24 protein-coding genes and 2 pseudogenes are annotated in these 26,442 nt (G+C 66.1%); 6 read left to right on the forward strand and 20 right to left on the reverse strand.

Annotation, left to right across the window (positions count from 1 at the left end):
- The first annotated feature begins 92 nt into the window (after positions 1-92).
- Positions 93-2,402 (forward strand): tetratricopeptide repeat protein, encoded by a 2,310-nt coding sequence (locus AB8P05_RS16120; protein ID WP_472760061.1) that lies wholly within the window; start codon positions 93-95, stop codon positions 2,400-2,402.
- A gap of 5 nt (positions 2,403-2,407) precedes the next feature.
- Here the strand turns inward: AB8P05_RS16120 and AB8P05_RS16125 are convergent, their stop codons facing one another.
- The 11 genes from AB8P05_RS16125 to AB8P05_RS16175 all read right to left on the reverse strand — a co-directional run bounded on the left by AB8P05_RS16125 (position 2,408) and on the right by AB8P05_RS16175 (position 12,420).
- Positions 2,408-2,686, reverse strand: a complete 279-nt coding sequence (locus AB8P05_RS16125; RefSeq protein WP_472760062.1) for a hypothetical protein — start codon at positions 2,684-2,686, stop codon at positions 2,408-2,410.
- Entirely contained in the window at positions 2,676-3,296 is a 621-nt protein-coding gene (locus tag AB8P05_RS16130) for an RNA polymerase sigma factor (protein ID WP_472760063.1), read from the reverse strand. The genes AB8P05_RS16125 and AB8P05_RS16130 overlap by 11 nt, the downstream gene beginning before the upstream one ends.
- A gap of 34 nt (positions 3,297-3,330) precedes the next feature.
- A complete protein-coding gene (locus AB8P05_RS16135; RefSeq protein WP_472760064.1) occupies positions 3,331-3,810 on the reverse strand; it encodes a flagellar export chaperone FliS in 480 nt (159 codons plus the stop codon).
- A 40-nt stretch (positions 3,811-3,850) separates the two neighbouring features.
- On the reverse strand, positions 3,851-5,545 hold the full coding sequence (gene fliD / locus AB8P05_RS16140; RefSeq protein WP_472760065.1) for a flagellar filament capping protein FliD: 1,695 nt from the start codon (positions 5,543-5,545) through the stop codon (positions 3,851-3,853).
- A gap of 176 nt (positions 5,546-5,721) precedes the next feature.
- Positions 5,722-6,546, reverse strand: a complete 825-nt coding sequence (locus AB8P05_RS16145) for a flagellin (RefSeq protein WP_472760066.1) — start codon at positions 6,544-6,546, stop codon at positions 5,722-5,724.
- Positions 6,547-6,690: 144 nt separating this feature from the next.
- Entirely contained in the window at positions 6,691-7,596 is a 906-nt protein-coding gene (locus AB8P05_RS16150) for a flagellin (RefSeq protein ID WP_472760067.1), read from the reverse strand.
- An 11-nt stretch (positions 7,597-7,607) separates the two neighbouring features.
- On the reverse strand, positions 7,608-9,350 hold the full coding sequence (flgK, locus tag AB8P05_RS16155; protein WP_472760068.1) for a flagellar hook-associated protein FlgK: 1,743 nt from the start codon (positions 9,348-9,350) through the stop codon (positions 7,608-7,610).
- 29 nt (positions 9,351-9,379) lie between these two features.
- Positions 9,380-9,928: a hypothetical protein gene (locus AB8P05_RS16160; RefSeq protein WP_472760069.1), complete on the reverse strand. Its 549-nt coding sequence runs from the start codon at positions 9,926-9,928 to the stop codon at positions 9,380-9,382.
- 168 nt (positions 9,929-10,096) lie between these two features.
- Entirely contained in the window at positions 10,097-10,354 is a 258-nt protein-coding gene (locus tag AB8P05_RS16165; protein WP_472760070.1) for a hypothetical protein, read from the reverse strand.
- Positions 10,355-10,358: 4 nt separating this feature from the next.
- Positions 10,359-11,669, reverse strand: coding sequence for a flagellar hook protein FlgE (flgE, locus tag AB8P05_RS16170; protein ID WP_472760071.1), 1,311 nt, complete (start codon positions 11,667-11,669; stop codon positions 10,359-10,361).
- A gap of 37 nt (positions 11,670-11,706) precedes the next feature.
- Positions 11,707-12,420: a flagellar hook assembly protein FlgD gene (locus tag AB8P05_RS16175; RefSeq protein WP_472760117.1), complete on the reverse strand. Its 714-nt coding sequence runs from the start codon at positions 12,418-12,420 to the stop codon at positions 11,707-11,709.
- Between AB8P05_RS16175 and AB8P05_RS16180 the strand changes: the two genes are divergently transcribed.
- From AB8P05_RS16180 to rnk, 3 genes and pseudogenes are all read left to right on the forward strand, one after another.
- Entirely contained in the window at positions 12,329-12,613 is a 285-nt protein-coding gene (locus AB8P05_RS16180) for a hypothetical protein (protein WP_472760146.1), read from the forward strand. The two genes, AB8P05_RS16175 and AB8P05_RS16180, sit on opposite strands and share 92 nt — an antisense overlap.
- Before the next feature lie 15 nt (positions 12,614-12,628).
- Positions 12,629-12,778 (forward strand): annotated as a pseudogene (locus tag AB8P05_RS16185) (IS3 family transposase); the annotation flags it as partial.
- An 832-nt stretch (positions 12,779-13,610) separates the two neighbouring features.
- A complete protein-coding gene (gene rnk, locus AB8P05_RS16190) occupies positions 13,611-14,069 on the forward strand; it encodes a nucleoside diphosphate kinase regulator (RefSeq protein ID WP_472760072.1) in 459 nt (152 codons plus the stop codon).
- 121 nt (positions 14,070-14,190) lie between these two features.
- Here the strand turns inward: rnk and AB8P05_RS16195 are convergent, their stop codons facing one another.
- The 9 genes and pseudogenes from AB8P05_RS16195 to AB8P05_RS16235 all read right to left on the reverse strand — a co-directional run bounded on the left by AB8P05_RS16195 (position 14,191) and on the right by AB8P05_RS16235 (position 22,564).
- Positions 14,191-14,664: an L-2-amino-thiazoline-4-carboxylic acid hydrolase gene (locus AB8P05_RS16195; protein WP_455173469.1), complete on the reverse strand. Its 474-nt coding sequence runs from the start codon at positions 14,662-14,664 to the stop codon at positions 14,191-14,193.
- 26 nt (positions 14,665-14,690) lie between these two features.
- On the reverse strand, positions 14,691-15,401 hold the full coding sequence (locus tag AB8P05_RS16200; protein ID WP_455173470.1) for an ABC transporter ATP-binding protein: 711 nt from the start codon (positions 15,399-15,401) through the stop codon (positions 14,691-14,693).
- A gap of 8 nt (positions 15,402-15,409) precedes the next feature.
- Positions 15,410-16,180, reverse strand: a complete 771-nt coding sequence (locus AB8P05_RS16205; protein WP_455173471.1) for an ABC transporter ATP-binding protein — start codon at positions 16,178-16,180, stop codon at positions 15,410-15,412.
- Positions 16,177-17,226: a branched-chain amino acid ABC transporter permease gene (locus AB8P05_RS16210; RefSeq protein ID WP_472760073.1), complete on the reverse strand. Its 1,050-nt coding sequence runs from the start codon at positions 17,224-17,226 to the stop codon at positions 16,177-16,179. Before AB8P05_RS16210 ends, AB8P05_RS16205 begins: the two co-directional genes overlap by 4 nt.
- Positions 17,213-18,127, reverse strand: a complete 915-nt coding sequence (locus AB8P05_RS16215; protein ID WP_109448152.1) for a branched-chain amino acid ABC transporter permease — start codon at positions 18,125-18,127, stop codon at positions 17,213-17,215. Before AB8P05_RS16215 ends, AB8P05_RS16210 begins: the two co-directional genes overlap by 14 nt.
- Before the next feature lie 50 nt (positions 18,128-18,177).
- The gene (locus tag AB8P05_RS16220; protein WP_472760074.1) at positions 18,178-19,287 is read right to left on the reverse strand and encodes an ABC transporter substrate-binding protein; all 1,110 of its coding nucleotides are present in this window, start codon (positions 19,285-19,287) and stop codon (positions 18,178-18,180) included.
- Between the two features lie 53 nt (positions 19,288-19,340).
- Positions 19,341-19,850, reverse strand: a complete 510-nt coding sequence (locus AB8P05_RS16225) for an L-2-amino-thiazoline-4-carboxylic acid hydrolase (RefSeq protein ID WP_472760075.1) — start codon at positions 19,848-19,850, stop codon at positions 19,341-19,343.
- 17 nt (positions 19,851-19,867) lie between these two features.
- Positions 19,868-21,147: pseudogene (locus tag AB8P05_RS16230) on the reverse strand (NAD(P)/FAD-dependent oxidoreductase).
- A 247-nt stretch (positions 21,148-21,394) separates the two neighbouring features.
- Positions 21,395-22,564, reverse strand: a complete 1,170-nt coding sequence (locus AB8P05_RS16235; RefSeq protein WP_472760076.1) for a M20 aminoacylase family protein — start codon at positions 22,562-22,564, stop codon at positions 21,395-21,397.
- A 235-nt stretch (positions 22,565-22,799) separates the two neighbouring features.
- Between AB8P05_RS16235 and atoS the strand changes: the two genes are divergently transcribed.
- Together atoS and atoC are read left to right on the forward strand one after the other, a co-directional pair.
- Positions 22,800-24,653 (forward strand): two-component system sensor histidine kinase AtoS, encoded by a 1,854-nt coding sequence (gene atoS / locus AB8P05_RS16240; RefSeq protein ID WP_472760118.1) that lies wholly within the window; start codon positions 22,800-22,802, stop codon positions 24,651-24,653.
- Complete coding sequence (gene atoC / locus AB8P05_RS16245; protein ID WP_472760077.1) at positions 24,650-26,065, forward strand: acetoacetate metabolism transcriptional regulator AtoC; 1,416 nt, start codon at positions 24,650-24,652, stop codon at positions 26,063-26,065. The genes atoS and atoC overlap by 4 nt, the downstream gene beginning before the upstream one ends.
- The last annotated feature ends 377 nt before the right edge of the window (positions 26,066-26,442 follow it).

Below are 26,442 nucleotides of genomic sequence, written 5' to 3' on the forward strand. Positions count from 1 at the left end.
GCCCGCGCAGGAGTTCTGCGCTGGCACCGTAAAACGGAAAGATGCGGCCTCGGATGCCGCTGACCAGTTTATTCGATGGAACTGTGACGACCATGGACGGGAACGCGACACGGCGTACCGACGGATTGCTGCGTCTGGCGGTCCAGCATCACAACGCCGGACAAACCGAGCGGGCGGAGCGATTCTATCGCGAAATCCTGCGCATCGACCCGACGCATGGCGATGCCGCCCATCTGCTAGGTCATATCGCCCTACAGGATGGACGGCGGACCGACGCCACCCGTCTGTTCGACACCGCAGCACGGTCCAATGCGTTGATCGGCTCCTACCATCTGGCGCTGGGGCAAATATTGTTGGAGGAGGGACAGGTGACGGCCGCCCTCGCCAGTGCCCGCCATGCACTGGCGGTGGATCCCGGCGATGCCGACGCGCTGTGCCTGATGGGGGCCGTTTCCGGGCGGCAGGCGCGGTCGGTGGTGGCGCTGCGTTGCTACCGTGCCGCGGCGCGTCTGATGCCGGGTGCGGCCGAACCGCTGCTCGGCATGGGCCGTGCCCTTGAGGATTTGCGGCAGCCCGGTGCGGCAATCGGCTGTTACAGGCTGGCGGCGAGGCTGCGGCCCAAGGATGCCGCCCCCCGCGTTACGCTGGCCAATGCGCTGCGCCGCTGGGGCGCAGTGGCCGAGGCCACCGTCGTTTATCGGGAAGCCATCGAACTCGGTAGCAAGAGCGGATCGGTCTGGGCCAATCTGGGGGCCGCGCTGCAGGCATTGGGCCGACCGGACGAAGCGGAAAACGCTTACATCGAGTCCCTCCGGCGCCAGCCCGACCATGCCGAGACCCGTAACAACCTGGGACTGCTGTTGCTTTCCTTGGGGCGCCATGGGCAAGCGCAGGAGCGGTTCCGTGTCGCGCTTGCACTCGATCCATGCCATGTGCCGGCACTCGTCAATCTGGGATTGGCGGACTCCGCGCTGGGGGATCAAGGCCGTGCCGAGCGCTGGCAGCGCCGTGCCGTTGCCAGCGAGCCGTGCCGGGCGGAGGCCTGGAACAATCTCGGCAACGCCTGCAAGGCGCAGGCACGGCGGGAGGAGGCGGATGCCTGCTGGAAACATGCGCTCGTGCTGCACCCTGCCTTCGCCGATGCGCTGGGCAACCTCGGCGGCGATTTGTCCGACCGGGAGGCCTTCGGTCCAGCGGTGGTGCAGGTTCGCCGCGCCATCCGGTTGATGCCCGGTAATGCGCCGCTGCATGCCGTGCTGGCTTATGCGCTGAACGGCGCCCAAAGTCCGGTCGAGGCCGACACCGCCTGCCGCAGAGCCCTGGCATTGGCGCCGTCGTCGGCCGACCCGCTCTGCACCCTGGGCCTGGCGGAACAGCGGCAGGGGCGGGCCGATGCCGGCCGCTGGCTGGAGCGTGCGGTCACCGCCGCACCCGGCCATGCGCTGGCCCGCTTCAACCGCGGTCTGCTGTCGCTGGAACGCGGCGCGCTGAGCGCCGGCTGGGCCGACTACGCCTTCCGTTTCAAAGCCGGCCGCGTCCGTCCGGAACGGCGCTTCACCATTCCCGAATGGAAAGGTGAGCCGCTGGACGGCAAGCGGCTGTTCCTCTGGCGTGAGCAGGGGGTGGGCGACGAGTTCCTGTTCGCTTCCTGCTATCCCGACCTGATCAGGATGGCGGAGCACGTGGTGATCGAATGCGAGCGACGGCTGGTGCCGTTGTTCGCCCGCTCCTTCCCAAAGGCGACCGTGCGAGCCGAGCAGCCACCCTGCGGGCTGACGGAGGCGGAGACGGTCGATTGCGACTATCACATTCCGGCCGGCTCGGTCCCCCGTCTCCTGCGGGAACAGCTATCGGCCTTCCCGACGCGATCCTGCTGGCTGTTCACCGACGCCGGCCGCGTTGCCGACTGGCGCGAGCGGCTGGACGGCGCGGGCGACGACCTCCGCGTCGGCATCAGCTGGCGCAGCCAATTGATGACCGCCGACCGCCGCAGCGCCTATCTGCCGCTGGACGCCTGGGGCGCGGTCTTTGCTGTTCCCGGCGTCACCTTTGTCAACCTGCAATATGACGAGTGCCAGCGCGAGGTCCTGGCGGCGGAGCGCCGGTTCGGGAAGCCGATCTATGGCTGGACCGGGCTGGACCTGCGCGACGATTTCGAGGAGACGGCGGCGTTGGTGTCGGCTCTCGACCTCGTCATCGCGCCCGCGAATTCGGTGGCGGAGCTGGCCGGCGCGCTGGGTGTGCCGGTCTGGCGCTTTGGGCACCGGGATTGGACGCAACTCGGCAGCGCTGTGCGACCCTGGTATCCGTCGATGCGCCTGTTCCAGCCGCTGGGCGGGCAAAGGCTTGAGCAGGCGCTGGAGCGGATCGCGGGGGAACTGCGGCGGGTGGCGGGTGGCTGACCGGCCTACATCAGCCGCGGCGGCTGATCGCCATCCTCGTCGAAGGTCCGGTTGGACGGCGGCAGGCGGAAGGCGGCGGCGAAGATGCGGTCGGCAAGGTCCGGCGGCGGACGGTCTTCCGATTGCCCCAGCGCCAGTTCCATCGTCACCATTTCATCCAGCATCGCCTGCGCCTTGACCGAACGCAGAAGCAGGCGCCGCGCGTCCCTGGCTGCATCGGCCGGCCAGAGGGCGAGGTCGCCTCCATAGCGATCGAGCCGATCGCGAAACTCCTCATCCGTCATCGAACGAATCCCTGGCCGCCTGCGCACTGGCGCGCAGCAGCAGCCGGAGCTGTTGGCGCGCACGTTTCAAAAGCGACTCTACAGCACCGACGCTGATTTGCATAACGGCGGCGATGTCGGCGTTGCTTAAATTTTCGTAATAAAACAGCGTCACGGCGGCACGCTGCTGCGGCGTCAACTTGTTCTGGGCGTCGGACAAACGTGCGGCGACCTGCCGGCGGTGGATGGTGCTGACCGCGTCTGGCGCGCTGTCCGACGGCTCCGCCACGGTTTCCAGATCCTGCCCGACCGGCCGGCGCTTGTGGTCGATGCAGCGGTTCACCACCACGCGGTACAGCCAGGTCGTGAACCGGGCGCCACCGACGTCGCTCCATTGGGTGCGGCGCTGCCAGACCTGGAGGAAGGCGTCCTGCACGACATCTTCGGCCTCGGCCTCGTTGCCGGTCAGGCGGCGGGCCAGCGCGTAGGTGCGTTTCAGGTGGCGATTCACCAGCCGCCGGTAAGCCGTCTGGCTGCCGGCGCGGATTTGCGCCATCAGCGCTTCGTCGCTGTCCTCATTCGTGGGGATGATGACACCGGAGGCGGGACCCCGGCTCAGGTCCCCGGACATGGAGCGCCCGACGCTGGACTCCTCCCACGGAAGGTCAAGCCGAGAATCCGCCATTTGCATGATCCATCGTTCTCCCGACGACGGATGCATGCGGCCCTTTGGCCGGCGCACCGACGACAGTGGATGGCCCGCCGCGTTCTGCGGCGATGGCCTGCCAAGCCTTCAGCATGAAGGACGTCTGGCGGATGAGCGAATCGCATGCCGCCACCGGATCCTTCCGGCTGGCGGCGGCGCCGGCCTGCGCGATCAGCCGGTGGTAGAACCGGCGAAGCGTGAGCGCGACATCCTCATTTTTGTCGAAAACCAGAATGGAATCAAGGCCTGCGAACACCATGATCGCATTTCGAATCGCATTGTGGTGCGCTTCGAACCGGCGGTCCGCAGCGGCGTCGCGGGCGGCATGGAGATGGGTCATCGCCCGTTCGTACAGCCGCACCACGGCGACCAGCGGCGGCACCGCGCTGTTGGCGACGGCGTAGGCATTCAGGGCTTTTGAATAGGCGGAATTGCGCATGGCGCCAAATCCTCTGGATGGGATGTGCCGTGACCGGGTGTCAGCTGTCGTCGCTGCTGTCCTTGTAGGTCAGCTGTTTCAGCAGAAGGGCAGCCGTCTCGGCAGCCGCCTCCAGCCGGGCGTAATAGGCGGTCAGGGTGCTGCGGTAGGTCTCGGCCTTGGTCTTGATGTCGGTGGACCGGCTTTCCAGCTCGGTGTCCCGGGTTTCCAGGTCGCTGATGGCGGTCGCGAGGTCGCTGTCGTAGGTGGCGGACGCATCGTCGATGACGCCGAACAGATTGTCGGCCAACCCCCGCGAGAAATCGACGTCCACCCTGCCGCTGCTGCCGGTATAGACCAGAACGATGCCTTCATAGGCGGTGCCGGTCGCGCCGACGGTGCGGTTCCCGCTGACGGTGAACAGGCTGCTGTCGCCGTTGACGGAGGCCGAGGTGAGGGTCCCGTCGTCCCCGCGCACGATGTCCAGACTGAAGGACAGCGCCGAGGCGCTGCTGGTATAACGGAGAAGCGACATCTGGCTGGACGACGAAGTCATGTTAAGGCCAAGCAGCTGCTTGACCGCGTCGACGTCGGTACTGAGGATGCTGTTCAGCGTGTCCTCGTCCAGTTCCAGCTCGTTCTTGCTGTTGAAGCTGATGCCCAGAGAGGCGAGTGACAGCACCGTTCCGCTGTCGGTGGTGACGGACGTGTTGAGCGCACTGTTGATCGACCGCACGATCTGCCGCAGCAGGCTGTCGGAAAACAGCGTCGCGTCGCTGGACGCCGTGCCGTCGCTGGTCGTCGCCTGCTGTGTCAGAACGAAGTCGCGGTATTCGTTGTAGGCGTCGACGAAGCTGGTGATCGCCGACTTGATCGAGGACAGGTCGGTAGACACCTCCATCGAGACCGCCGTGTCCGGACTGGCGCTGTAGAGGTTCAGCGTAACGCCTTCGATGGCGTCGCCGATGGTGTTGGAACTGCGGGTGATGGTGACGCCGTCGATCTGAACGATGGCGCTTTGCACCGCGATCAGTTCGTTCTTGATGGCGCCGTCGCTGTCGGTCAGGCCGAGCGAGGACAGGACGCCGCTGCCGCCGCCATCGCCCCCGTCGCTCAGCGAAATGCTCTGGCCGGTGTTGTTGGAGGTCAGGATCAGCTGATAGCTGCCGTCGCTGACCTGCATGATGCTGGCGGTGACGCCGCTGGTCGACTTGTTGGCATTGATGGCGTCGTGCAGGTCGGTCAGGCTGTCGTCGCTGTCCACCTGGATGGTGACGGCGCTGCCGTCGGCGGCCTGGAGCGTGAAGCTGCCGGAATAGCCCAGCGCCGAGGTCTTGCTTCCGACGCTGTCGGCCGCGATCTTGTGCTTGGTGGCAAGCTGCTGCACAACGACCGAATAGGTGCCGACTTCCGTATTGTCGTCCACCGTGGCGCTGAACACGTCGTCGTTGCCGACATAGGCGGTGCGCCGGCTGAACAGGTTGGAGGACGCGCCGGTCGAAACAGTTCGATTGCGCAGACCGTCGAGTGCCGTGTTCACCGCCTGCAGCTTGTCCTGAAGGTCGGTGTAGGCGGTTATCTTCGCTTCGTTCGCGGTGATCTTGGCATCGATACGGTCGGCCTTCGCCAGCCTTGCATTGACCTTCCCCTCGATCAGGGTGGCATAATCGATGCCGGTGCCCGAAGCGCTGGAAGACAGGGCGGAATAGCCGGTGCTCGCGGCCGTGCTGGACGTCGTGGAACTGACCGTCGTCATTGCAGAACTCTCCCGGCTCCGGCCGCCCGACGGGCGGCTGATGGCACGGCCGTGAAGAGGTCATGACCGTGAATTCCATGGCGCTGATGGCGATTGGGAAACGGCCGCCGGGGGACGCGCCCCACGAGTGTGTGAGGCTGTGCGGGACGTGTCCTGGCCGGCGGCCTTGCGAACCGTCAGCGGAGGAGGGAGAGAAGATTTTCCGGCATCTGGTTCGCCTGGGACAGCACGGCGATGGCGGCCTGGGTCAGGACCTTCTCCGATGCCAGCTTCGACTGCTCCTGGGCCACGTCGACGTCCATGATGGCGGACTGGGCGGCCTCGGTGTTCTCGATGGTGGTGTCGATCATGTCGCTGCGGAATTCGAACCGCGAGATCAGCGCGCCGACATCGGCGCGGGCGTCCGACAGGGTGGTCACGGCGGCGTCGAGCGCGGTCAGCGCGGCGGCGGCGGTGGCGGACGTGCCGACGTCCAGCGTGTTGATACCCAACCCCGTGGTGGTGACGCCAGCGATCGTCACGGTGATGTTGTCGTTCGAGGTGGTGCCGACGCGGAAGTTCACGCCCGAGGCCCAGTTAGTCGAGCCGTCGAGCAGCGATTCGTCGTTGAAGCGGGTGCCCGAGGCGATGCCGTCAATTTCGTCCTGCAATTGCTGGAACTCGGCATCCAGATATGAGCGCTCATTGTCGGTGACCGAGCCGGACAGCGACTGCGTGGCCAGCGAGCGCATGCGCTGCACGATGTCGGAGATGCTGGACATGCCGCCGTCGGCGGTTTGCAGGATCGACGACCCGTGCGAGGCGTTGGTGGCCGCCTGGTTCAGCACCGTGACGTCGGACTTCAGCGAGGTGCCGACGGCGAGGCCGGCGGCGTCGTCCGACGCCTTGGTGATGCGCGAACCGCTGGCGATCTTCGAGACCGAGTCCGACTGGTTGGTCGAGTTGATGTTCAGGTAGCGAAGTGCCGAATTGGAAGCCGTGTTGGTCGAGATGACGGGCATGATGTGGTCTCCTGATCGAACCGGGCCGTTTCGGCGACCCTCAATGGGACTCACGGGGGATGGGGCGAAAGCTGGCGGGCTTTTTCGATCGGGTTGGCGCTTTTTTTGCGCAGGCCCCGCCAACACAGATATCAGGCACCGCCGTCACAGATATTTGGACAGGTTGTTCTCTTCGAGGATCTTCATCAGGCTCATGGTTGCTTCCAGCGAGGCTTGGAGCTGAGATAGTTTGGTGGTGGATTCCGCCAGATCGACGCTGCGGATGTCGTCCACCTGGGTTTGCAACACCAGCTGCTCGTCCACATGGCGGTCGATGGTGTTCTCCAGCGAGGAGCTGGCGGCGCCGAGCTTGGCCTGAACGATCGCCAACCCGTCGGTGGCGTCGGAGGCGAGCTGCGTCGCCTCGGCCAGCAGATCGTCGTCGACCGGCTCGGTCGACATGTTGGCGATCAGGCTGAAGGCGCGCAGGGCCTTCTCGAAGGCCGGCTGGTTGGCGGTGACGCCGTAGGACAGCACGAAATCATCTGCCGCCTGGAAATGGGAGACGGTGGAATCGCCCTTGTAGTAGCTGGTGTCGGCGCTCGACGGATAGGTCGCTGCGGTGTAGCCGTCAAGGTCGACCGCCTGCTGGTCGGTGCGCCCGCCGGCGAACAGGTAACGACCGTCCTGGCGCGTGTTCAACAGGCCGCCGAACTCCTGCATCAGCTGGGCGGCTTCCGCCACCACGCCTTCGATACCGGCCGCGTTGTTGCCCTGCACGCCGGTGATCAGCGCGCTGAGGCGGGAGGTCAGGTCCGACATGCCGCCGACGGCGTCGTACATCGACTGGATGCGGCCGTTCACGACCTCGCCTTCGTCGATATACTGTTCCAGCCGGCGGTAATGGCTTTCGAGGTTGATCAACCGGCCGCTGTCCGAAGCGATGCCTTTGTAGTCGGTGGAATTCAGTCCCGACGCCGAGCGAATCTGTTCCGCGGCCACCTTGGCCTCGGCCTTCATCATGTACTGGACGAGCGTGTTCTGATGGTTGTAGGTCGCGACCCGTTCCATCGCGGTCTCCTCTACTGGACCATGTCGAGCGCCGTGCTGAACATCTCCTGCAGCGTCTTCATGACCGCGGCTGCGGCCTCGTAGGCGGATTGCAGGGTGGAGATCGCCGCGGTCTCCTCGTCGACATTCACGCCGCTCTGCGACGAGAAGGTCGATTCAAGGCTGCTGGTGTAGGTCTTCTGGCTGTCGTAGGCGGTCGATGCCTTGTCCGCGAGCGTCGCCGCACCCTGGATCACCGCGCCGGCATAGCCGGCGAAGGTCGTCCGGCGCGCGCTCAGACCGCCGGCGGCATCGAAATCGTAGCTGGTGGAAAAGGCCGCCGATAGCGCCCGCGCCACCGATCCCTCGCCGCTGGTCAGCACCGTGTCGCCGGCGGACAGCCCGCTTGTGGAGGACAGGGCGCTGGTGGCGAGCAGGCTGCTGTCGCCCGCGATGCGGGTCGCGACCTTGATGTCGGAGGCGCCGGTGCCGGTCAGCAGGTCGTTCATGCCGTACGCATCGGAAAATGCGCCGTTATCCCCGCCCAGTGCGATGCCGTTGCTCGCGTCGTTGGCGGAGATCACCAGCTTGCCGTCGGCGGAGATCGAGGCGGACGCATTGCTCATCGTGTTGATGGCGTCGACCACATCCTGCAGCGTCGACATGGTCGACAGGTCGATGTCGAGGACCTCCGCCGCGGTGCCGCTGCTGTCGGTGACGGCGACGCGCAACGTGCCGCTGGTCACCTTCAGCGCGTCGCCGGCCGAGACGGTCTCGGTGCCGGTCAGGCTTTGCGGGGCGGGGTAGGAGGTGCCCTGGTTCTGGATCGCGTTCAGCGTGTCCATCAGGGTGGTCGCCAGTTCGTCAAGGCTCGCCTGCTGGGCCGGCAGGTCGGTGTCGCGCAGTTGCACCAGGGCGCCCAGCGTCCCACCCAGCGAGGAGCCGGTGATATCGGTGCCGTTCAGCATGATGCCGCCAAATCCACTGCCGCCACTGGCATTGTAGACCGTGCTGGCGCTGACCGAGGCGGCCGGCGTGTAGGACAGTTCATGCACCTTGCCGTCGAGCAGCGATTTGCCCGACGCGGTGGAAATGCGCATCAGCCCGCTGTCGTCGACCTGATAGGTCACATCGATGTTGGTCGCCAGGCTCTTCAGCGCGGTGTTGCGCTGGTCCTCCAGGTCGGTGACGTTCTGGCCGAGCGCCTTGCCCTTCACAATCTGGTCGTTCAGGGAATCGATGCTCTTCAGCGTCTCGTTGATGCTGTCGACGGTGGTGGCGATCCCGTCGTCGGCCTGGGCGCGCAGGGATTGGATGGAGGAGGAGGTGTTGCGCAGCGTCGCCGCCAGATCCGACAGATCCTGCACGGCCGCCGCCTTGGCGCTCTCGCTTTCGGGAGAGGTGGCGAGCGTGCCCAGCGTGTCGGCCAGCGCGTCGATCATCGACCCGATGTCGGTGCCGCTGCTGTCGTCGTCGCTGACGCTGCCGAAGGCCGACTGCATCCGGTCGAGATAGCTGTTGCGGGTGTCGGTGTAGCCGAGGTCCGATTGCGCCGCGACCAGGGTCTTCAGCAGAAAGCGGTCGACATTGCTGCTGACGGCGGTGACATCGACGCTGGAGATGTTGGTGCCGGTGTTGCGCGTGACGTTGGACGCGGCCTTGCGGGTGTAGCCGTCGGTATCGGCATTGGCGACGTTGGAGGAGGCGACGGCGATCCCGACCTCGGACGTGCGCAGCGCCGACGTGGCGATGGAACTGGCGACGCGAAGCGACATGGCGGTTTCCTCCCCTCTGTTGCCTGCCGTCAGGCCGTCAGGCCGACGACATGGCCTGTGGTGCGCATCGCCACGCGTGCGCCGTAGCGCCCCGCAGCGCCATAGGCGACGCCATAGACGCCGGCCGGCGCGGTGGAGGCGGCGCGCAGGGCGGCGCCGATGGCGTTCTGGCGGGCGCGATGCACCTTGATCTGCGCCTCGATCTCCCGCATGCGGGCGGCCAGCGACGGCAGCACGCGGTCGGCGGCGGCCTTGGCGGCGCCACGCACGGTGGGAGCCACGCGCTTGCTGCGCGTCTGCGCCAGCGCATCGTCCAGCCGGTCCTTCCAGGTTCGCAGCAGCGTCTGCATGTCGCCGGCCGCCAGCAGCGCATCGCGCGGCCGTCCCTCGCGCACGGCGGCCTCGGCACGTGCCGCGCTGCGATCCAGTTCGGCGACGAAGGCCTCCAGCACCTCCACCGCGTCGACGCGGAGGAAGATGGTGGGGGAGGCGGGGTTCGCGGGGTGGGTGGGCGCCTGCGCCTTGGTCGGGACGAGCTTCGGCGGGGCCGGCTTCCTCAGTGTCTGCTTGAGCGCCATGGCGATAGCTCCGGGTGTTGGATGTCTGGTTCCACGGCGGGTGGGGGGAAAGCTGGCGGAGTTTTTTGGGGGGAGTGTCGGCTTCGGTCGCCCCCACCTAACCTCCCCGCCCAGCGGGGGAGGGTTAGGGTGGGGGTATTCGAAGCCGACCCTTACGCACTCAACGGCTCACCGCCGCGCCGCCATCGCCCTCCCATAGGCGCTCATCGCAGCATTAGCGACCCGTCCGCGATAGATCCGCGCCCCAAGTGCGCGCTTTTCCTCGCCCAGCCTGTCGATCAGCGCGATCAGGTCGTCGGCCAGCGCCAGCCGTTCGGCCCGCGTGGTCCGGCTTGCCAGCACTATCCGCGCCTGCACCATCAGCCGCCGGTGATCCAGCAGCAGGGCTTCGGCGCGGGCGAACCCCTCGTCCGGTGCGGCGGTCATGGCGTCACCGCTTCATCGAGATCAGCGTGTCCAGCATGTCCTGCGCCGTCGTCATCACCTTGGACGCGGCGGAATAGGCCTGCTGGGCGACGATCATGCGGCTGAACTCGTCGGTCAGCTCCACGGTGGAGCTTTCGAGCGAACTGGCCTCGATCTCGCCGGCCTTGCCGTCGCCGGCGGTGCGCAGCTGGTAATTGCCGGACTCGTAGGTCTGGGTGAAGGTGGTTCCGCTCTCGCTCTCCAGTCCGTTTGCATTTGCGAAGGTCGCAATCGGAATCTGGTAGATCGCCCGCGTCTCACCATTGTCGAAGGTGGCGCGCACCACGCCGCTGCTGTCTATGGTGGTTCCGGTCAGGGTGCCCGGTTCATAGCCGTTGCCGGTGGCGGTCCAGTCGCCGATGGCGGCGGTGTCCTCGCCCGACGCGTATTGCGTCAGCCCGGTGGTGCTGTTGGCGCTGCCGAGATTCATCGACACAGTGCTGTCGCCGGCGCCGGTGGTCCAGCCGCCGACCGAGAAGCTGATGGCAGACGGATCGACGCTGGTGGTGGTGCCGCTGCTGTCGGTCTGGGTCGCGCTGGCGAGCGAGCCGTCGCTGTTGAAAACGATGGAGATCGGGAAGCCGGAGATCGTGCCGGTGGTGGCCGTGCCGTCGGCCGAACTCGTCGGGTCGGACGCGCCGAGCGACCATGTGTTGTCGGCGGTCTTGCTCCAGGTCATCGTCACCGAATGGCTGTTGCCCAGAGCGTCGAACAGTTCCACGTCGGTGGTGAAGCTGTCGCCGGTCGCGGCGTCGGACGGCAGGTTGGCCTCGATGTCCAGTGTCGAGGTCGCCTTGGGCGTGCCCTTGATGCTGGTCAGGTTGATCGCCTCCAGGCTGTCGGTGGAGGTCTTGTTGCCGGCCTTGATGGCGCCGTCGTCGCCCACCGCCCAGCCATAGAGGTAATAGCCTTCCGAATTGACCAGATTGCCGTTCGAATCGGTGGAGAAGGAGCCGTTGCGGGTGAAGTAGGTGCCGCCGCTCGCCGTCTGGTCCGACACCACGAAGAAGCCGTCTCCATTGACCGCCATGTTGGTGGTGGTGGCCGACGACTGGATTTCGCCCTGGCGGCTGATGCTGCGGGTGTTCGACGCGATGACGCCGCCGACCTGCTCGTCCACCGTGGTGGTCTTGTTGATGTAGGAGGTGAACTGCGTCACCGTGCCCTTGAAGCCGGTGGTGCTGGAATTGGCGATGTTGCTGGAGATGCTGGCGAGCGCCTTGCTCTGGGCGGTCAGCCCGGACGTGGCGCTGTACATTGCGCTGGTGAGGCTCATGGTGGCACCCGTCTTTCGACTTTTTCAGGGAAGGGGGTCAGGAAACCGTCAAGACGTCGTCGGCCGATATGCTGACGCCGCCGACAGTCAGCACCGCCGTGCCGGACGAGCTGTCGACCGATGTAACCGTGCCCCTGAAGCGGGTGGTCGTGTCGATGGCGTTGCCGTTGGAGTCGAGCGCGGTCACTGACAGTGTGTAGATGCCGCTGCTGTAGCTCTTGCCGTCGGTGCCGATGCCGTCCCAGGTCACCTCATGGGTGCCGGCGGCGGTGGAGGAGCTGACGTCGCTGTAGACGGTGTTGCCGGAAGAGTCGGTTATGGTCAGCCTCACCGAGGCGGCGGTCGAGTTCAGGTCGTATTCCCAACTGGCTTCGCCGTCCTGCAAAGGGGTGGTGGAGCCTTCGGCTTCCACGGTCTTGCCATAGTAGTTGACGGCGGCGCTGGTGGTGCCGAGCGACGATGTGACCGAGCTGGCGAGGTCCGCAACCGTACTGTTCAGTTCATCGAGCTTGTCGTTGACCGACATCTGCTGTTCCAACGAGGACAGCTGAACGATTTGGGTGGTGAAAGTGGTGGTGTCGACCGGATTGGTCGGGTCCTGGACCTCCAGCTGCTTCATCAGCAGGGTCAGGAATGTTTGATAGCTGTCGGTCGCAGTCGTGGTTGACGAACTGCTCCCCGTGGATTTCGTCGACGTCGTTGAGCTGACAGAATCGACCAGCATCGCCTTCTCCACCCAATCACGGCCCATTCGCGGAATCCTGGTGGGATTGCACGTCTGTTCGGGCCGGAGGCTCTTCGGAATGGACGGCGGTTCGGCGCCGCCCTGTTTGTTCTGTGGCTTTCCACGGAACGGCTGGCGAAAGCTGGCGCAGATTTTTCGGAAGATATGCGGCAAACATGAACTGAACCGCGCCGGGTTTTCTGGAGGCCCCATCATCTGAGAGAGTGGGGTCATCATGACGAAACAGGCATCACCCAAGTACGCTCTCGAAGTGCGCGAGCGCGCGGAGCGGATGGTGCTCGAGCAAGAAGGCGAGCATGCCTCGCAATGGGCGGCGATCAGCTTGATCGCTGCGAAGATCGGCTGCAATCCCGAGACACTGCGGAACTGAAGGCGACTGTCGTTCCGGTGGTTGCGCCTTCGCTCAACACGATCGGCTTCATGGCCGTGAGCCCGGCCTCGGGCTCGCGGGTGACCGGCGTCCCGTCGCCGGTTGTGCTGGTCCCCTCGGACTCCCGGGACGGCCCGAGCATGATGGTGGTTGGAGTGGTCGGGGACCGCACCGTCGTCGGTCGACCGAACGACATCCCTTTACCCGCTCGGACTTTCCAGAGCACCAATCCAAACGCCAAGATCACTCTGGAAGCCACTTTTGCTGACGGATCGCCGCTGTCTGACTGGTTGAAGTTGGCACCTTCACCGGCAATCCGCCGGTCGAGCTTCAAGGCGCCTCTCCATCACGGTGGTGGCCCGCAACGCCAGGGCGAGGAGCCTGACCGTCCACCGCGAATGCAAGGGAAAGGCGCGGGTCATGAGCGAGACGGCCTGCGTCGCGAAACGTGGCGTTCAGCCCCGCCGGAGTGGCCTGGATCGCGCAACCGGGAAGGAATTCATGCTGCGACATGGCGGAACCGCGACGCTGCTTTCCGTCGCGATCGGGTAAGTCTTGAAGTCCAATGCGAAACCGGCCATGGTCAGCGGACCATGATGTCGCCCTTCCGCCATTTCCGTAATTTTCTGCGCGCCGGTCGTGTCCACGCAGGCTCGCCCGCCCCGGATCTGGTCGCCTGAAGCAAGGCTCCCGGACCGTCCGGGGCCATAAGCACTCCCAGCACCCACGACGACTGTTGCGGATCGCCCATATAGGCGTCCGAACATTCATATACGATTTGCCGCCGGCTGAGAACGCGCCAACCGGGAGGCGCGCCGCGCCGCTGGTGCATGCGATCACCGGCAATGACAGGAAAACCAAGATGCGTTCCGCAGGCCAGTTTCCGCCCATCACCCTAACCGCGATCGATCATGATCGCCTTTCCGGCTTGGCCGAGGCCATCGCCGATACGGTGCCCGATGTCCACGACTATCTTGCGGCGGAACTTGACCGCGCGGTCGTGGTAAGTCCCGAGGAAATCGCCCCATCGGTTGTTACGATGAACGCGCGCGTGACATTCCGGGACGAGGTGGCAGGGCAGGAGCGGACCGTCACCCTGGTCTATCCGCAGGAGGCGGACGTTGCGGCCGGACGGGTGTCGGTGCTGACCCCGATCGGCGCGGCGCTCATCGGCGTCGCCGAGGGGCAATCCATCACATGGTTCACGCGTCGGGGAGTGGCGAAAACCCTCGCCGTGCTGGAGGTCGAGCATCCCCATGCAGGGGAAGACGCCGGCGCTGCCTGACGGCGGTCAAGGCAGCTCTATGGCCGGCCGATCCGCAGGTCCGGCCACCCGACGATCTCCGTCGCCCAGTCGAAGCGGCGGAGGTCGTCGGATGCACCTGGGAGAAACCGTATCCGGACGGCTACTCCTTCGCCTCGAAGCGATAGCGGAAATCGCAATGATCGGCACCCTGCATGATGGTCTGCGTCCGCTCCATCTTGATGCGCGGGTCATAGCCCGTGCAGAAGGCGGCGTCGCGGTTGCAGGACAGCAGATGTCCGATCGACCCCAGTCCCATTTCCCGGTACATCTCGGCGTAACGGCAGCGGGTGACGTTGTAGTCGAAATGCGTCTCGTCCTGCCGCTTCACGTCCAGGCGCAGCGCGTCGTCCTTGGTCCACAGCGGCTGAAGATCGGCGAAGCTCTTCAGGCTGGTGCCCTCCGGCTCGGTCGCGGCGAAGGATTTGGCGGCGGCCAGCGCCGCCTTGGTGATCGCAGCACCCAGGATTTCCTGAGCCGTGGCCTCGCCCAGCCGGGCGACCATCTCCTCATAGACCGGCTTCAGGATCTCCGCTTCAATGCGGCGCCGTTCCAGAATGCCCATGGATTGGGTCATGACAGGCTTCCTTGCGTCAGGTGGCGTCAATGGGCATGGCCGCCGAGGTAGGCCTCGGCAATGCGCGGGTCGTCCCGCAACTGGTCGGCCGGACCGGCCAGCATGATCCTACCATCCTCCAGCACCGCGGCGTGGTCGGCGATTCGCAGCGCCGCGCGGGCGTTCTGCTCGACCAGCAGGATCGACACTCCCTCGGCCCGGATGCGGCCGATCAGGTCGAAGATCTGCGCGACGATTTTCGGTGCCAGGCCCAGCGACGGCTCGTCGAGCAGAAGCAGGGTCGGACGGCGCATCAGGGCGCGGGCGATGCACAGCATCTGCTGCTCGCCGCCGGACAGCGATCCGGCATTCTGGCGCAGCCGTTCACCCAGCACCGGGAACATCGCCAGCACGCGGTCCAGCTCGCCCAGACCGACGTCGCCGCCGCCAAGCACCAGATTCTCCCGGACATTCATGTTGGTGAAGATCTGCCGCCCTTCCGGCGCCTGCAACAGGCCGAGCTGGACGATGCGGTGGGCGGGCATGTTGGTGATCGGCTGGCCGCGGAAGGTGATGCTTCCTTGGCGAGCCCGGTAGATGCCGGACACGGTGCGCATCAGCGTGGTCTTGCCGACGCCGTTGGAGCCGAGCACCGCCACGATGGCGCCCTGGGCCACGTCCAGGCGGACGCCGTGCAGGATCTCCTGCGGCCCCATGGCGACATGCAGGTCGGCGATCGAGAGCAGAGGCGCGGTCATTGGCGCGGTCATTCGTCCACCCCAAGATAGGCTTCGAGGACAGCCGCATCGTTGCGGATCGCATCGGGGGTGCCGTCGGCGATCTTGCGGCCGGAGGCCAGCACCAGAATGCGCTGGCAGATGCCCATGACCAGCGTCATGTCGTGCTCGACCAGCATGATCGTCAGGCCCTGACCGTGCAGCCGCTTGATGAAGGCGGCCAGATCGCGCGTTTCGGTGTCGTTCAGACCGGCGGCCGGTTCGTCCAGGATCAGGAAGCGCGGCCGCATGGCGAGCGCGCGGGCGATCTCCAGGTACTTGCGCTGGCCGTACGGCAGGTTGGCTGCCAGTTCCGCTGCGGCGTGCGTCAGGCCGACCGCCTCCAGCGCTTCCCAGGTGCGGCTGCTGATCTCGGCGGACTGGGCGCGGCCGCCCTTGTGGAAGCGGCCGAAGAGGGCGCCGAAAGCCCCCTGCGGCAGCGCGCCGACGGCACCGACCGACACGTTGTCGAAGACCGACATGTTCGGGAAGACCCGCAGATTCTGGAAGGTGCGGCTGATGCCCAGCCGCGCCACCTGGTTAGGCTTCAGCCCGCTGATGGTCTTGCCGGCGAAGGCGACCGTTCCGCCGGACAGCGGCGTGAAGCCGGAAATCAGGTTGAACAGTGTGGTCTTGCCGGCCCCGTTCGGTCCGATCAGGCCGACCAGCTCGCCCTCGTCCACATGGGCGGTGACGTCGCCGACCGCCTGCACGCCGCCGAAGCGGCGGCTGACGTTGCGGATTTCAAGAAGATGGGTCATCGCCAGCCGATCCCTTCGCTCTTCCCGTTGGCTTGGCCGGCATTGCGCCATGCCGCGCCCAATTGGCTGCGCACGAGCCGCAGGGCGGACACCTCGCCCAGCAGTCCCTTCGGCAGCAGCAGGATGGACAGGAACATCACCAGCCCGACCATGATGTTGCGGAAATCCCCCATGCCGCGCAGCCCTTCCGGCAGCAGGATCAGCAGCAGCGCGCCGATGACCGCCCCCGGCAGGCTGCCCAGGCCGCCGACCACCACCATCGCCAGGATCAGGATGGATTCGGAGAATTTGAAGTCGCCCGGCGAGATGTAGCCGGTCATGTGTGCCCACAGGCTTCCCGCCACCCCGGCGAAGAAGGCCGACAGGGTGAAGGCCTCCATCTTCAGCCGCACGGTGCTGACACCCATGGCGTCGGCGCACTGGTCATCCTCGCGGATCGAGCGCAGTGCATTGCCGTAATAGGAATGGCTGAGCCGGTGGATCGCGACGACCGACAGCGCCACGACCGTCGCCACCGTGTAATAGGCGGCCAAACGCCCGGACAGGCTGATGCCGAACAGCTCGAAGCCTTTGGAGACGATGATGCCGTTGGGGCCCTTGGTGAAGTCCACCCAGTTCAGCATGACCAGATACAGCATCTGCCCGATGGCCAGCGTCGCCACGGCGAAATAGATGCTGACCAGCCGCATCGTCGGCAGCGCCACCAGGAAGGCGACCAGCGCCGCCACCAGCCCGGAAAGCGGCAGCGTGACGGTGAAGCCCAGCCCCAGCTTGGAGGTCAGCAGCGCCGCGGTGTAGGCGCCGACGCCATAGAAGGCGGCGTGTCCCAGATGCAGCAGCCCGGCCACCCCCGTCACCAGATGCATGGAGGCGGACAGCAGCACGAAGATCAGCGCCAGATTGGCGATCTGGTAGAAATAGCCCCGGTCGAAGCCGGCCAGCAGCGCCGGCAACGCGGCAAAGACCAGCAGCAGGATCAGCGCCGGAACCAGCCAGCCCCGGCGGCCGGTGCGATCGGCGGGCGCCGCAGTCTCAAACGCGTTCACGGCGCGCTCCGAACAAACCGTTGGGGAAGAAGATCAGCGTCAGGATCAGGAAGCCGTAGGCCACCATGTCCGACCAGCCCGACGAGACGAAGGTCGTCGCCATGCTCTCCGAAATACCGAGGATCAGCGCGCAGATCACCGCACCGGGGATGGAGGACAGGCCGCCCATCACCATGGCGACGAAGGCCTTGATGCCGGGCGTGAATCCCATGGCCGGGAAGACCGCGCCGTAATAGAGCCCCATCAGGATGCCCGCCGCCGCGCCCATCATCGATCCGACGACGAAGGTGGTGATGATGGTGCGGTCGGTGTCGATGCCCACATATTTGGCGCCCAGCGGGTTGTTCGACACCGCGCGGATCGCCAGCCCGACGCGGGTGCGGGTCAGCAGATATTGCAGGCCGATCAGCATGGCGGCGGCAACGCCGAAGATGATGAAGTCGCCGGTCACCAGGATCACCGGGCCGACCCGCACCGGCGTGTTGATCAGGTAGTCGAAGGGGACCGAGCGCATCTGCGAACCGAAGACGATCTCCAGCGCCTCGCGCACCACGATGGACACCGCCAGCGAGGAGAGCAGGGTCGATTCCCGCATCGCCCGCGATTTCAGCGACGCCTCGTCGGTGAAGCGGCGGAACGGCTTGAAGGCGATCCGCTCCAGCGAGAAGCCGGCCAGCGCCCCGATCGCCAGCGCGCCCAGGATCACCGCCACGATGGGCGGTGCCGTGGCCGAGATCAGCACCAGCCCGGCGAAGGCGCCCAGCGTGTAGATCTCGCCATGGGCGAAGTTGACGACGTTCAACACGCCAAAGATCAGCGTGAAGCCGATCGCCATCAGCGCGTAGGTCATGCCCAGCGACAGGCCGATGGCAAGCTGCTGGAGATAATAGGGATCGAACATGCGGGCTCTGTCGCTGGAGAATGGGGCGCTGGAGATCGGTTGCCGGATCGTTATTCGGTGACCGGAACGAAGGCGCCGCCCTTGACCTCGACCTTCACCAGTTCCTTCTCGGCCTCGCGGTCGGCACTGAAGCTCGTCCTGCCGGTCACGCCGGGGAAGTCCCTGGTCTGGGCCAGTGCGTCGCGCACCTTCTCGCGGGTCGGGTTGGGCTGGGCCTTCTCCACCGCCGCCAGCATGATGCGCACCGCGTCATAGGCCTGGGCCGGGAACTGGCCGGGGACGGCACCGTCGGAGCGCTTCTTCCACTCTTCGACGAAATGCTGGACGTTCGGCGACGGATCGGTCGGCAGGAAATTGGAGGTCAGATGCACGCCCTCCGCGGCGCCACCGGCCAGCTCGATCAGCTTCGGGCTGTAGGCCGCCGAGGTCGAATAGACCGGCGTCTTGATGCCGAGCTGCTGCAACTGCCTCAGGAACTGCGCGCCGTCCTCATAGAAGAAGCCGGTGTAGATCGCGTCGGGCTTCGCCCGTTCGATCTTGCTGATCAGCGAACGGTAGTCCTTCAGGCCCCGGTTGAAGAATTCCGAGAAGGCGACCGTGCCGCCGTTGGCCTTGACCGCGTCGGAAAAGCCGCTGACAACCGACTGGCCCCAATCCGTCTGCTCGGCGATCACCGCGACATTCTTGAAGCCCTTGGCTGCCATCCATTTCGCGTTGTAGGGGCCTTCCTGTGCCTGGGTGGCGATGTTGCGGAACTGGTACTTGGAGATCTTGGTATAGTCCGGGTGCGAGGCGGTCTGCGACAGCTGCGGCATGCCGGCGTCCTTGTAGACCTGCGCCGCCGCCATCGACACGCCCGAGGTGAAGTCGCCAAGCACGCCGACGATCTCCTTGTCGTCCACGAACTTGCGGGCGATGTTGGTGCCTTCCTTGGCGTCGGAGCGGCTGTCCTCGAAGACGATCTCGACCTTGAACGGCTTGCCGGCGGCGTTGAACTCGGTCAGCGCGATCTCGGCGGCCTTACGGAAATCCTGGCCGTACTGCGCCGTGTCGCCGGTCAGCGGCAGCTGGTAGCCGAGCTTGACCGTGTCGGCGGCGAAAGCCGAACCGGCGATGCCGGCGGCGGTAAGGGTCGTCAGCGTGAGGAGGCGGAGCTTCATGGTGAGGACACCTTCTTTTTGTACGTCGTTGCAGGCTTCGCGGCAGTGTGCGTCTATTCGGCGGGGTTGGCGGCAGGTTGGGCGCCCGGCAGGACCTTCAGCCGGCAACAGCCTTCGTCGCCCGGCTTCCAGGTTTCGCCCTTGAAGACGAAGCCGGCCGCTTCGAACAGGCCGCCGTCGATGGCACCGGCCATCTTGCAGAGCAGCTCCAGATCGGTGTCGGACCGGCCCTGCGCCTGCCAGGCCTCCTTCAGCGGGCAGCGGTGGAAATGGATTTCCAGCACCTCGCCGTCACAGCGCTTGATCTCCGGCGCGAACATGCTGTCGCGGTTGGGAATGCCGTCGAGGAACGCATGGCACAGGCCGGTCAGGTCGTCCGGGCCGTGGCCGGCATACTTCACGCCCATCGCCTCGCCGAGACGGCGGGTGGCCTCCTGGCCGACCTCCAGCGCGGTATCGGTGCCGAAGCGCTCGCGCAGCACGTCGAACATGTGGGCGTAGGATGCCGCGCGCATCGCATAGGCATTGCGCAGAAGGGTGGGGTAATCGGGGGTGTCCGACATGCCGGCCGTCTCCTTGGTCAAATTTCTCGGGCGTCGTTCCAGCGGTATTGCAGGATCTTCAACGGCCCGATGCGTTGCAGCAGGGCGTTGAAGGGCAGGGTGTCGGTGCGGTGAAGGGCAGGGCGAGATCCTTGGTATCCTGCCCGATGGCGGCGCGGGCCAGTTCCCGCCCCAGCGAGACCGACAGTGCCACGCCGCGTCCGTTGCAACCGGCCCAGGCGAAGCCGTTCGGCCCCAACCTGTGGACACGGGGGAAGTAATCGGTGGTCATGGCGATGCGGCCATTCCACACATGGTCGAAGGTGACGCCGTTCAGCGCCGGGAACATGCCGGCCAGACGGGCGCCGACGATGCGCTTCAGCCGTTCCGCCCCGTTAACCGGGTTCAGCAGCGCGCCGCCGGTCACCAGCCGGTTGTCGGCGGTGTAGCGCATGAAACGCAGGTCGCCATGGGTGTCGGACATCGCCTGCCGGCCCGGCAGGATGGTCTTGCGGATGTTGTCGCCGAGCGGCGCGGTTGCCATCTGCCAGGACAGGACCGGCACGACTTCCGTCCGGATTTCCGGGAAGATTGCGGCGGCATAGCCGTTGGTGCCCAGCACCAGCGCGTCGGCGGTCACCATGCCCTGCGGGGTGCGGGCGACCCAGGAGTCGCCGCGGCGTTGCACCGACAGGGCGGGGGAATTGACGTAGACCGCCGCCCCCGCCGCGACCACCTTGGCGGCAAGCCCGCGCACCAGCGCCAGCGGGTTGATGTGCCCGCCGGTCCGGTTCGTCCAGCCGCCGAAATAGGCGTCCGTGCCGAGAATGGCGGAGACGGCGGCGCGGTCGAGCAACTGGACATCGGCGCCGAATTTGCCCCATTGCGTTGCCCGACGCTCGGCGATCTTGATGCGGCCCGGCGAATGGACCGGCTGGACCCAGCCGGTCTGCTCGGCGGCACAATCGATGCCCAGGCGGCGCACCAGATCGAACAGGGTGGAGGCGCTGTCGCGGATCAGCCCGACGAAGCGCTCCCCGGTCTCCCAACCGAAGCGATCGATGAGGTTGGCGGGGTCGGGGCGGGTCAGGGTCGGGATGACCTGCCCGTTGTTGCGGCCGGAAGCGCCCCGGCCCAGTTCGGACGCCTCCAGCACCACCACGCGTTTGCCGGCCTCCCCCGCGTGCAGGCCGGCGGACAGGCCCGTGAAGCCTCCGCCGATCACCAGCACATCGGCCTGGACGCTGTCCTGCAACACCGGCAGGGCCGGCGGCGGTGGGGCGGTGGCCTCCCACAGGGAGTCCGGGCGTTGCCAGATGCCACCCCGGCCTGGAAGATCCTGCGCTTGGCCCGCCGCCTGATGTGCCCCTTGGTTTGTCACGTGACACCCGCCCCGTTCAGCTAAAGCCCATCGGGCCCTAACCCTTCCGGGATTGGGGCCGTTCATTTCCCTCCGAACTATGGGGCAATAGGCACACGTACGCAATTCCCAAGATTTTTTAGCGGAAATTTTTTCTTGTCGCCTTCGAGGATCGGGAATTGCAACCGCTTGTACATGACTTGGATCACTTCGGCAGGACGGTTTCCGCAAGCCGCACCCAATAGCTGGCGCCGATCGGCAGCACCTCATCGTTGAAATCATAGTGTGGGCTGTGCAGGTTCCGGCCCTGATCCGACGGACCCGCACCAACCCAGACGTAGCAGCCGGGCCGCTTCTGCAGCATGAAGGAGAAGTCCTCCGCTCCCATGCTGGGCATCGGGTCGAGGTCGAGGGCATTTTCTCCGACGACGCGTGCGGCGGCCCGCCGGGCCAGCTCCGTCTCTGCGGCGCTGTTGGTGGTGGGGGGATAGCGCCGCTCGTAGCGCAGATTGGCCTCGACTCCGAATCCGCCGGCGATGGCGGTAGCCACCTCGCCCATGCGGCGTTGCACCAGATCCTGCACCTCCGGCCGGAAGGTCCGGACGGTGCCGCGCAATACCGCGGTCGCCGGCAGGACATTCCACGTATCGCCAGCGTGGAATTGGGTGACGCTGACAACTGCCGAATCGATGGGATGGACGCTGCGGCTGGCGATGGTCTGGAAGGCGGACACGATCTGGCTGCCGACCATGATCGTGTCGGTTCCCATATGCGGCATGCCGGCATGGGTGCCCTTGCCGGTCAGGGTCAGTTCGAAGATGTCGTAGGCCGCCATCAGCGGACCGGGGCGCAGGGCGATGCGGCCGACCTCCAGCCCCGGCCAATTGTGCATGCCGAAGACCTTTTCGACGGGGAAGCGGTCGAACAGCCCTTCCTCCACCATCACGCGGCCGCCGCCCTCATTCTCCTCCGCCGGCTGGAAGATGAAGGCGATGGTGCCTTGGAAGGTATCGGGGTTCTCGGTCAGATAGCGCGCCGCGCCCAGCAGCATCGCCGTGTGCCCGTCATGCCCGCAGGCATGCATGCGGCCCGGGTTGCGCGAGCTGTGGGGCAGGTTGGTTTCCTCGTGGATGTGCAGCGCATCCATGTCGGCGCGGAAGCCGACCGTGGGCCCGTCGCCATTGCGCAGGATCCCCACCACTCCGGTCTTGGCGAGGCCGCGATGCACCTCCATTCCGAAGGAGGTCAGCTTGTCCGCAACGAAGTCGCTGGTCCGCTGCTCCTCGAAGGCTGTTTCCGGATGGGCGTGCAGATCGCGCCGCCATGCCGTCATCTCGGCCGTGAGTTTCTCCAACCCAGCCACCGTCCCGGTCATCGGTTCTTCCTCTTGTTTCGCCAAAGCGTTAAGGCAATCCTGCCCAAAATCCGCTCGTGCCGGAACAGTGTTTTTCGGTGAAGCCACCGTTGCACGGATGTTGCCGGGTCCGTCCGTCCGGTTTGCAATCGCGGCTCAGGAACGGCGTTCCTCCTTTCCTCTCCCGCCGCAATTCTGCTATGGCCGCGACGACGGGCGGGAGTAAGGCCATGCCCGGTCGAAAGGAGTGGGCGGCATGCGGCCCCTGGATTGGATCGTCCATTTTCTGCCAAGCACCCTGCGCGGTAAGCTGCTCCTGTTTTCCTTTGCCGTGGTGGTTCTGCCCATTTCGCTGACCGGCTACCTGCTGGAGCGGGAAGGACGGCAGGCGCTGGTTCACGAAAAGTCGGAAAAGCTCTTCGGTCTGACGCGCCTGCTCGACGTGCATCTCGGTCCCGGCTTCGATCCTCTTCTTGCCGATATGGGCGTCGAAGCCAGCGACCGGAGCGCTGCCGTCCGGGCGCTGTCGGATCGTTTGACACCCTTCACCGACATGATCGCCGCAGCGAATCCGGGCGTGGGTGTCGGCTATTACAGCAAGGCGCTCAACGCCATCATCACCTATGGACCCAGCCGGGATTACGCCGCGACGGTCGGCACCAGCATACCGCCGGAGCATCCGGGCTGGCATGTGCTGGAAAGCGGGAAGCAGTCGGTCGAAAGCGGTCGGCAGGTGCGCGGCTTCATCATGAATGCGATGCTGCCAATCGTCCGTGACGGTGCCGTGATCGGCTATATCTGGGCCAATGAGCTTTCCGATGACGTGGAGCGGCAAACGGCAGCCATGGACCGTGCGGTTCTGACGGTCAGCATCGGGGGGATCCTGCTCGGGCTTGCGCTGACGCAGGTGCTGGCCCGTGGGGTCGGCCGCGACATCAGGCAGATCATTGATGGCCTGCTCCGCATGCGCAGCGATCTTGGAGAGCCGATCCAACCGCCGCCGGGCGAAGTCGGCGCCATCGCGGTCGAGGTCAACGCCATGGCCCGCGCCCTGCTGGAGGCCAGATCGCTGACCGAGAACATTCTGCACAGCATTGCCGACGGCGTGATCGCCGTCGATTGGGCCGGACAGGTCACCGCGTTGAACCCGGCGGCCGAAGCGATGCTGGGCATCTCGGCGACCGACGTGATCGGCCGGCCCTACGAATCGCTTTTCAAAGCGGAGGGCGGTTTCGTCAGCCCGCTGCTCGACACGCTGAAGACCGGCCGGCACCATGTCGGCGTGACGCTGGATTTTCCGGGAACCAGGCAGACGCTTCATCTCACGGTGTCGAGCAGCCTTCTGCGCAACAGCCGCGGGGATGCGATCGGTGCGGTCGTGGTGCTGAAGGATCTGACCGAGCAGCAGCGGCTCCGCACCCAGATCATGCGCGCCGACCGGCTGGCCGCACTGGGCGAACTGGTCGCCGGTCTCGCCCACGAGGTGCGCAATCCCCTGACGTCGATCCGCGGCTTCATGCAGTTCCTCGAAAGCTCCGACGATGTCGCGGAATGGCAGCGCTATGCCCCGTTGATCGTCCGGCAGGTCGACAGCCTGAACCGCCTCGTCACCGAACTGCTGGAGTTCGGCCGGCCCCGCCCGCCGGCCTTCCGCCCGGTGCAACTGAACGATCTGATCCGCGAGGTGTCGCTGCTGGCGGGGCGCAAGTCGAACGCCCGGATCGCCCTGCATCTCGCCCCCGGCCTGCCCCTGGTCGAAGCCGATGGCGAGGCGCTGAAGCAGGTCATGCTCAACCTGATCATCAATGCGATCCAGGCGACCTCCGAGACCGGGGAAATCACCATTGCCACCGCCACCTCGGCGCAGGACGGCCGCGAAGCGATCGTCACGGTTGCGGACGATGGGGAGGGAATCGCGCCGGAGAACCTCGACAAGGTGTTCGATCCCTTCTTCTCGACCAAACCCCAGGGGACCGGACTGGGGCTGGCGATGGCGCACCGGATCGTGGATGCTCACCACGGAACCATCGCCATTGCCAGCGTGCCGGGGGCCGGCACCACGGTGACCTTGCGGATTCCCTTCGTTCACAGCCAGACGGTTGACGTATGACGACCCCGTTTCCGACCGTGCAGACCACGCCGGCGCCTGCCGTCCTGGTGGTGGATGACGACGAGGCGATCCGCGAGATGCTCGCGGCGGTTCTGTCGCGTGACGGGCTGTCGGTGACCACCGCCGCCGACGGCGTGGAGGCCGTCGCCGCCTTCGCGGCGCAACGCCATGCCGTGGTGCTGATGGATGTCCGCATGCCGCGGATGACCGGGCTGCAGGCGCTGGCGGAGATCCGGAAACTCGACCGTTCCACGGCGGTGATTCTGATGACCGCCTTCGCCGAGGTCGGATCGGCGGTCCAGGCGATCAAGGACGGCGCCTTCGACTATGTCATCAAGCCATTCGACATCGCGGAAATCCAGCTGCAGGTCGGGCGGGCGTTGCAGATGCGCCGGATGCGCGACGACATCGCGACCCTGCACCGCGAACTGTCCAGCAGCTATCACACCGACCGCATCCTGACCGCCAGTCCTCGCATGAGCGAGCTTCTGCAGACCATCGCCAAGGTCGCCAAGAGCAACGCCACCGTGCTGGTGACCGGCGAGAGCGGCACCGGAAAGGAACTGGTGGCGGCGGCCATCCACTACAACAGCCCGCGCAATGCCGGACCCTTCGTCAAGGTCAACTGCGCCGCGGTGCCGGAAGGGCTGCTGGAAAGCGAGTTCTTCGGTCATGAGAAAGGCGCCTTCACCGGTGCCCAGGCACGCCGCCGCGGCCGGTTCGAACAGGCCGAGCATGGCACCCTGTTCCTTGACGAGATCGGCGACATCTCTCCCAGCCTGCAGGTGAAGCTGCTGCGCGTCCTGCAGGAGCGCGAGTTCGAGCGGGTCGGCGGAACCGAGCTGGTGCGCACGGACGTGCGCGTCGTCGTCGCCACCAACCGGAACCTGGAGGAGATGGTCCGCCAGGGGCTGTTCCGGCAGGATCTCTATTTCCGCCTGAACGTCGTGACGCTGAAGACGGTGCCGCTGCGCGAGCGGCCGGAGGACATCCGCCTGCTCGCCACCCATTTCCTGCAGCGCTTCGCCGCCGAGAACCGCATCGAGGTCGGCGGCATCGACGAACAGGCGATGGAGCGCCTGCTGGCCTACCGCTGGCCCGGCAACATCCGCGAACTGTCCAACGCGATGGAGCGCGCCGTGGTGATGAGCACCGGCGCGATGATCGTCGCGGAGGATCTGCCGGAGCAGATCGCCGGTCCCGTAGAGGATGGGGAGCCGGCCGGCGGCAGCGATACCGCTCCGCCTGCCGCGGGCGAGGGCGGCCTGCGCGAGCAGGTCAGCCGTTTCGAGGCGCGCGTGGTGGCCGAGACGCTGGCCCGCAACGATGGCAACCGGATGCGGACGGCCCAGGAACTTGGGATCAGCCGCCGCTCGCTGCTCTACAAGCTGCAGGAATACGGCATCTCCTGAGCGGGGCGGCGCGCGGGACGCCACTGCGCAAGATCTTGCGCAGCACGCACAAAGTTGCGCACCGGGGCAGGGGAAGGGCTGGGCGGCGGCCGTCTCCGTCCGCGCGGTCCGACCGGCTTCCGCGGCAGGATTCCTTGGTTTCCCGGCATTCCGCCCCGGCGCGGCTGACTGGCACATCCATTGCAAATTTGTGGGTATGCCGGCGGGCTCGGCCGCACCACAGCGATGGCGTGGACGTCGCAGCCCTCCCGGTCGCAGCGCTATGAAACCAAGAATGAGCGCGCGGTCCGCCTCTCAGATCCTTCTTGGGATCCGGGAGCGGGCTCCGCGCCCGCGGGGTTGCCGGGGGTCTTCGATCCGCGGCGCCCCGACGTCCA

Source organism: Azospirillum sp. VT-I1, from assembly GCF_055698305.1.

What these genes read in the sequence shown, in the direction of transcription:
- AB8P05_RS16120 (WP_472760061.1), top strand. Translation starts at nt 93, where the DNA reads ATGGACGGGAACGCGACACGGCGTACCGACGGATTGCTGCGTCTGGCG.
- AB8P05_RS16125 (WP_472760062.1), bottom strand. Translation starts at nt 2,686, where the DNA reads ATGACGGATGAGGAGTTTCGCGATCGGCTCGATCGCTATGGAGGCGAC.
- AB8P05_RS16130 (WP_472760063.1), bottom strand. Translation starts at nt 3,296, where the DNA reads ATGTCCGGGGACCTGAGCCGGGGTCCCGCCTCCGGTGTCATCATCCCC.
- AB8P05_RS16135 (WP_472760064.1), bottom strand. Translation starts at nt 3,810, where the DNA reads ATGCGCAATTCCGCCTATTCAAAAGCCCTGAATGCCTACGCCGTCGCC.
- fliD (WP_472760065.1), bottom strand. Translation starts at nt 5,545, where the DNA reads ATGACGACGGTCAGTTCCACGACGTCCAGCACGGCCGCGAGCACCGGC.
- AB8P05_RS16145 (WP_472760066.1), bottom strand. Translation starts at nt 6,546, where the DNA reads ATGCCCGTCATCTCGACCAACACGGCTTCCAATTCGGCACTTCGCTAC.
- AB8P05_RS16150 (WP_472760067.1), bottom strand. Translation starts at nt 7,596, where the DNA reads ATGGAACGGGTCGCGACCTACAACCATCAGAACACGCTCGTCCAGTAC.
- flgK (WP_472760068.1), bottom strand. Translation starts at nt 9,350, where the DNA reads ATGTCGCTTCGCGTCGCCAGTTCCATCGCCACGTCGGCGCTGCGCACG.
- AB8P05_RS16160 (WP_472760069.1), bottom strand. Translation starts at nt 9,928, where the DNA reads ATGGCGCTCAAGCAGACACTGAGGAAGCCGGCCCCGCCGAAGCTCGTC.
- AB8P05_RS16165 (WP_472760070.1), bottom strand. Translation starts at nt 10,354, where the DNA reads ATGACCGCCGCACCGGACGAGGGGTTCGCCCGCGCCGAAGCCCTGCTG.
- flgE (WP_472760071.1), bottom strand. Translation starts at nt 11,669, where the DNA reads ATGAGCCTCACCAGCGCAATGTACAGCGCCACGTCCGGGCTGACCGCC.
- AB8P05_RS16175 (WP_472760117.1), bottom strand. Translation starts at nt 12,420, where the DNA reads ATGGGCCGTGATTGGGTGGAGAAGGCGATGCTGGTCGATTCTGTCAGC.
- AB8P05_RS16195 (WP_455173469.1), bottom strand. Translation starts at nt 14,664, where the DNA reads ATGACCCAATCCATGGGCATTCTGGAACGGCGCCGCATTGAAGCGGAG.
- AB8P05_RS16200 (WP_455173470.1), bottom strand. Translation starts at nt 15,401, where the DNA reads ATGACCGCGCCTCTGCTCTCGATCGCCGACCTGCATGTCGCCATGGGG.
- AB8P05_RS16205 (WP_455173471.1), bottom strand. Translation starts at nt 16,180, where the DNA reads ATGACCCATCTTCTTGAAATCCGCAACGTCAGCCGCCGCTTCGGCGGC.
- AB8P05_RS16215 (WP_109448152.1), bottom strand. Translation starts at nt 18,127, where the DNA reads ATGTTCGATCCCTATTATCTCCAGCAGCTTGCCATCGGCCTGTCGCTG.
- AB8P05_RS16220 (WP_472760074.1), bottom strand. Translation starts at nt 19,287, where the DNA reads ATGAAGCTCCGCCTCCTCACGCTGACGACCCTTACCGCCGCCGGCATC.
- AB8P05_RS16225 (WP_472760075.1), bottom strand. Translation starts at nt 19,850, where the DNA reads ATGTCGGACACCCCCGATTACCCCACCCTTCTGCGCAATGCCTATGCG.
- AB8P05_RS16235 (WP_472760076.1), bottom strand. Translation starts at nt 22,564, where the DNA reads ATGACCGGGACGGTGGCTGGGTTGGAGAAACTCACGGCCGAGATGACG.
- atoS (WP_472760118.1), top strand. Translation starts at nt 22,800, where the DNA reads ATGCGGCCCCTGGATTGGATCGTCCATTTTCTGCCAAGCACCCTGCGC.
- atoC (WP_472760077.1), top strand. Translation starts at nt 24,650, where the DNA reads ATGACGACCCCGTTTCCGACCGTGCAGACCACGCCGGCGCCTGCCGTC.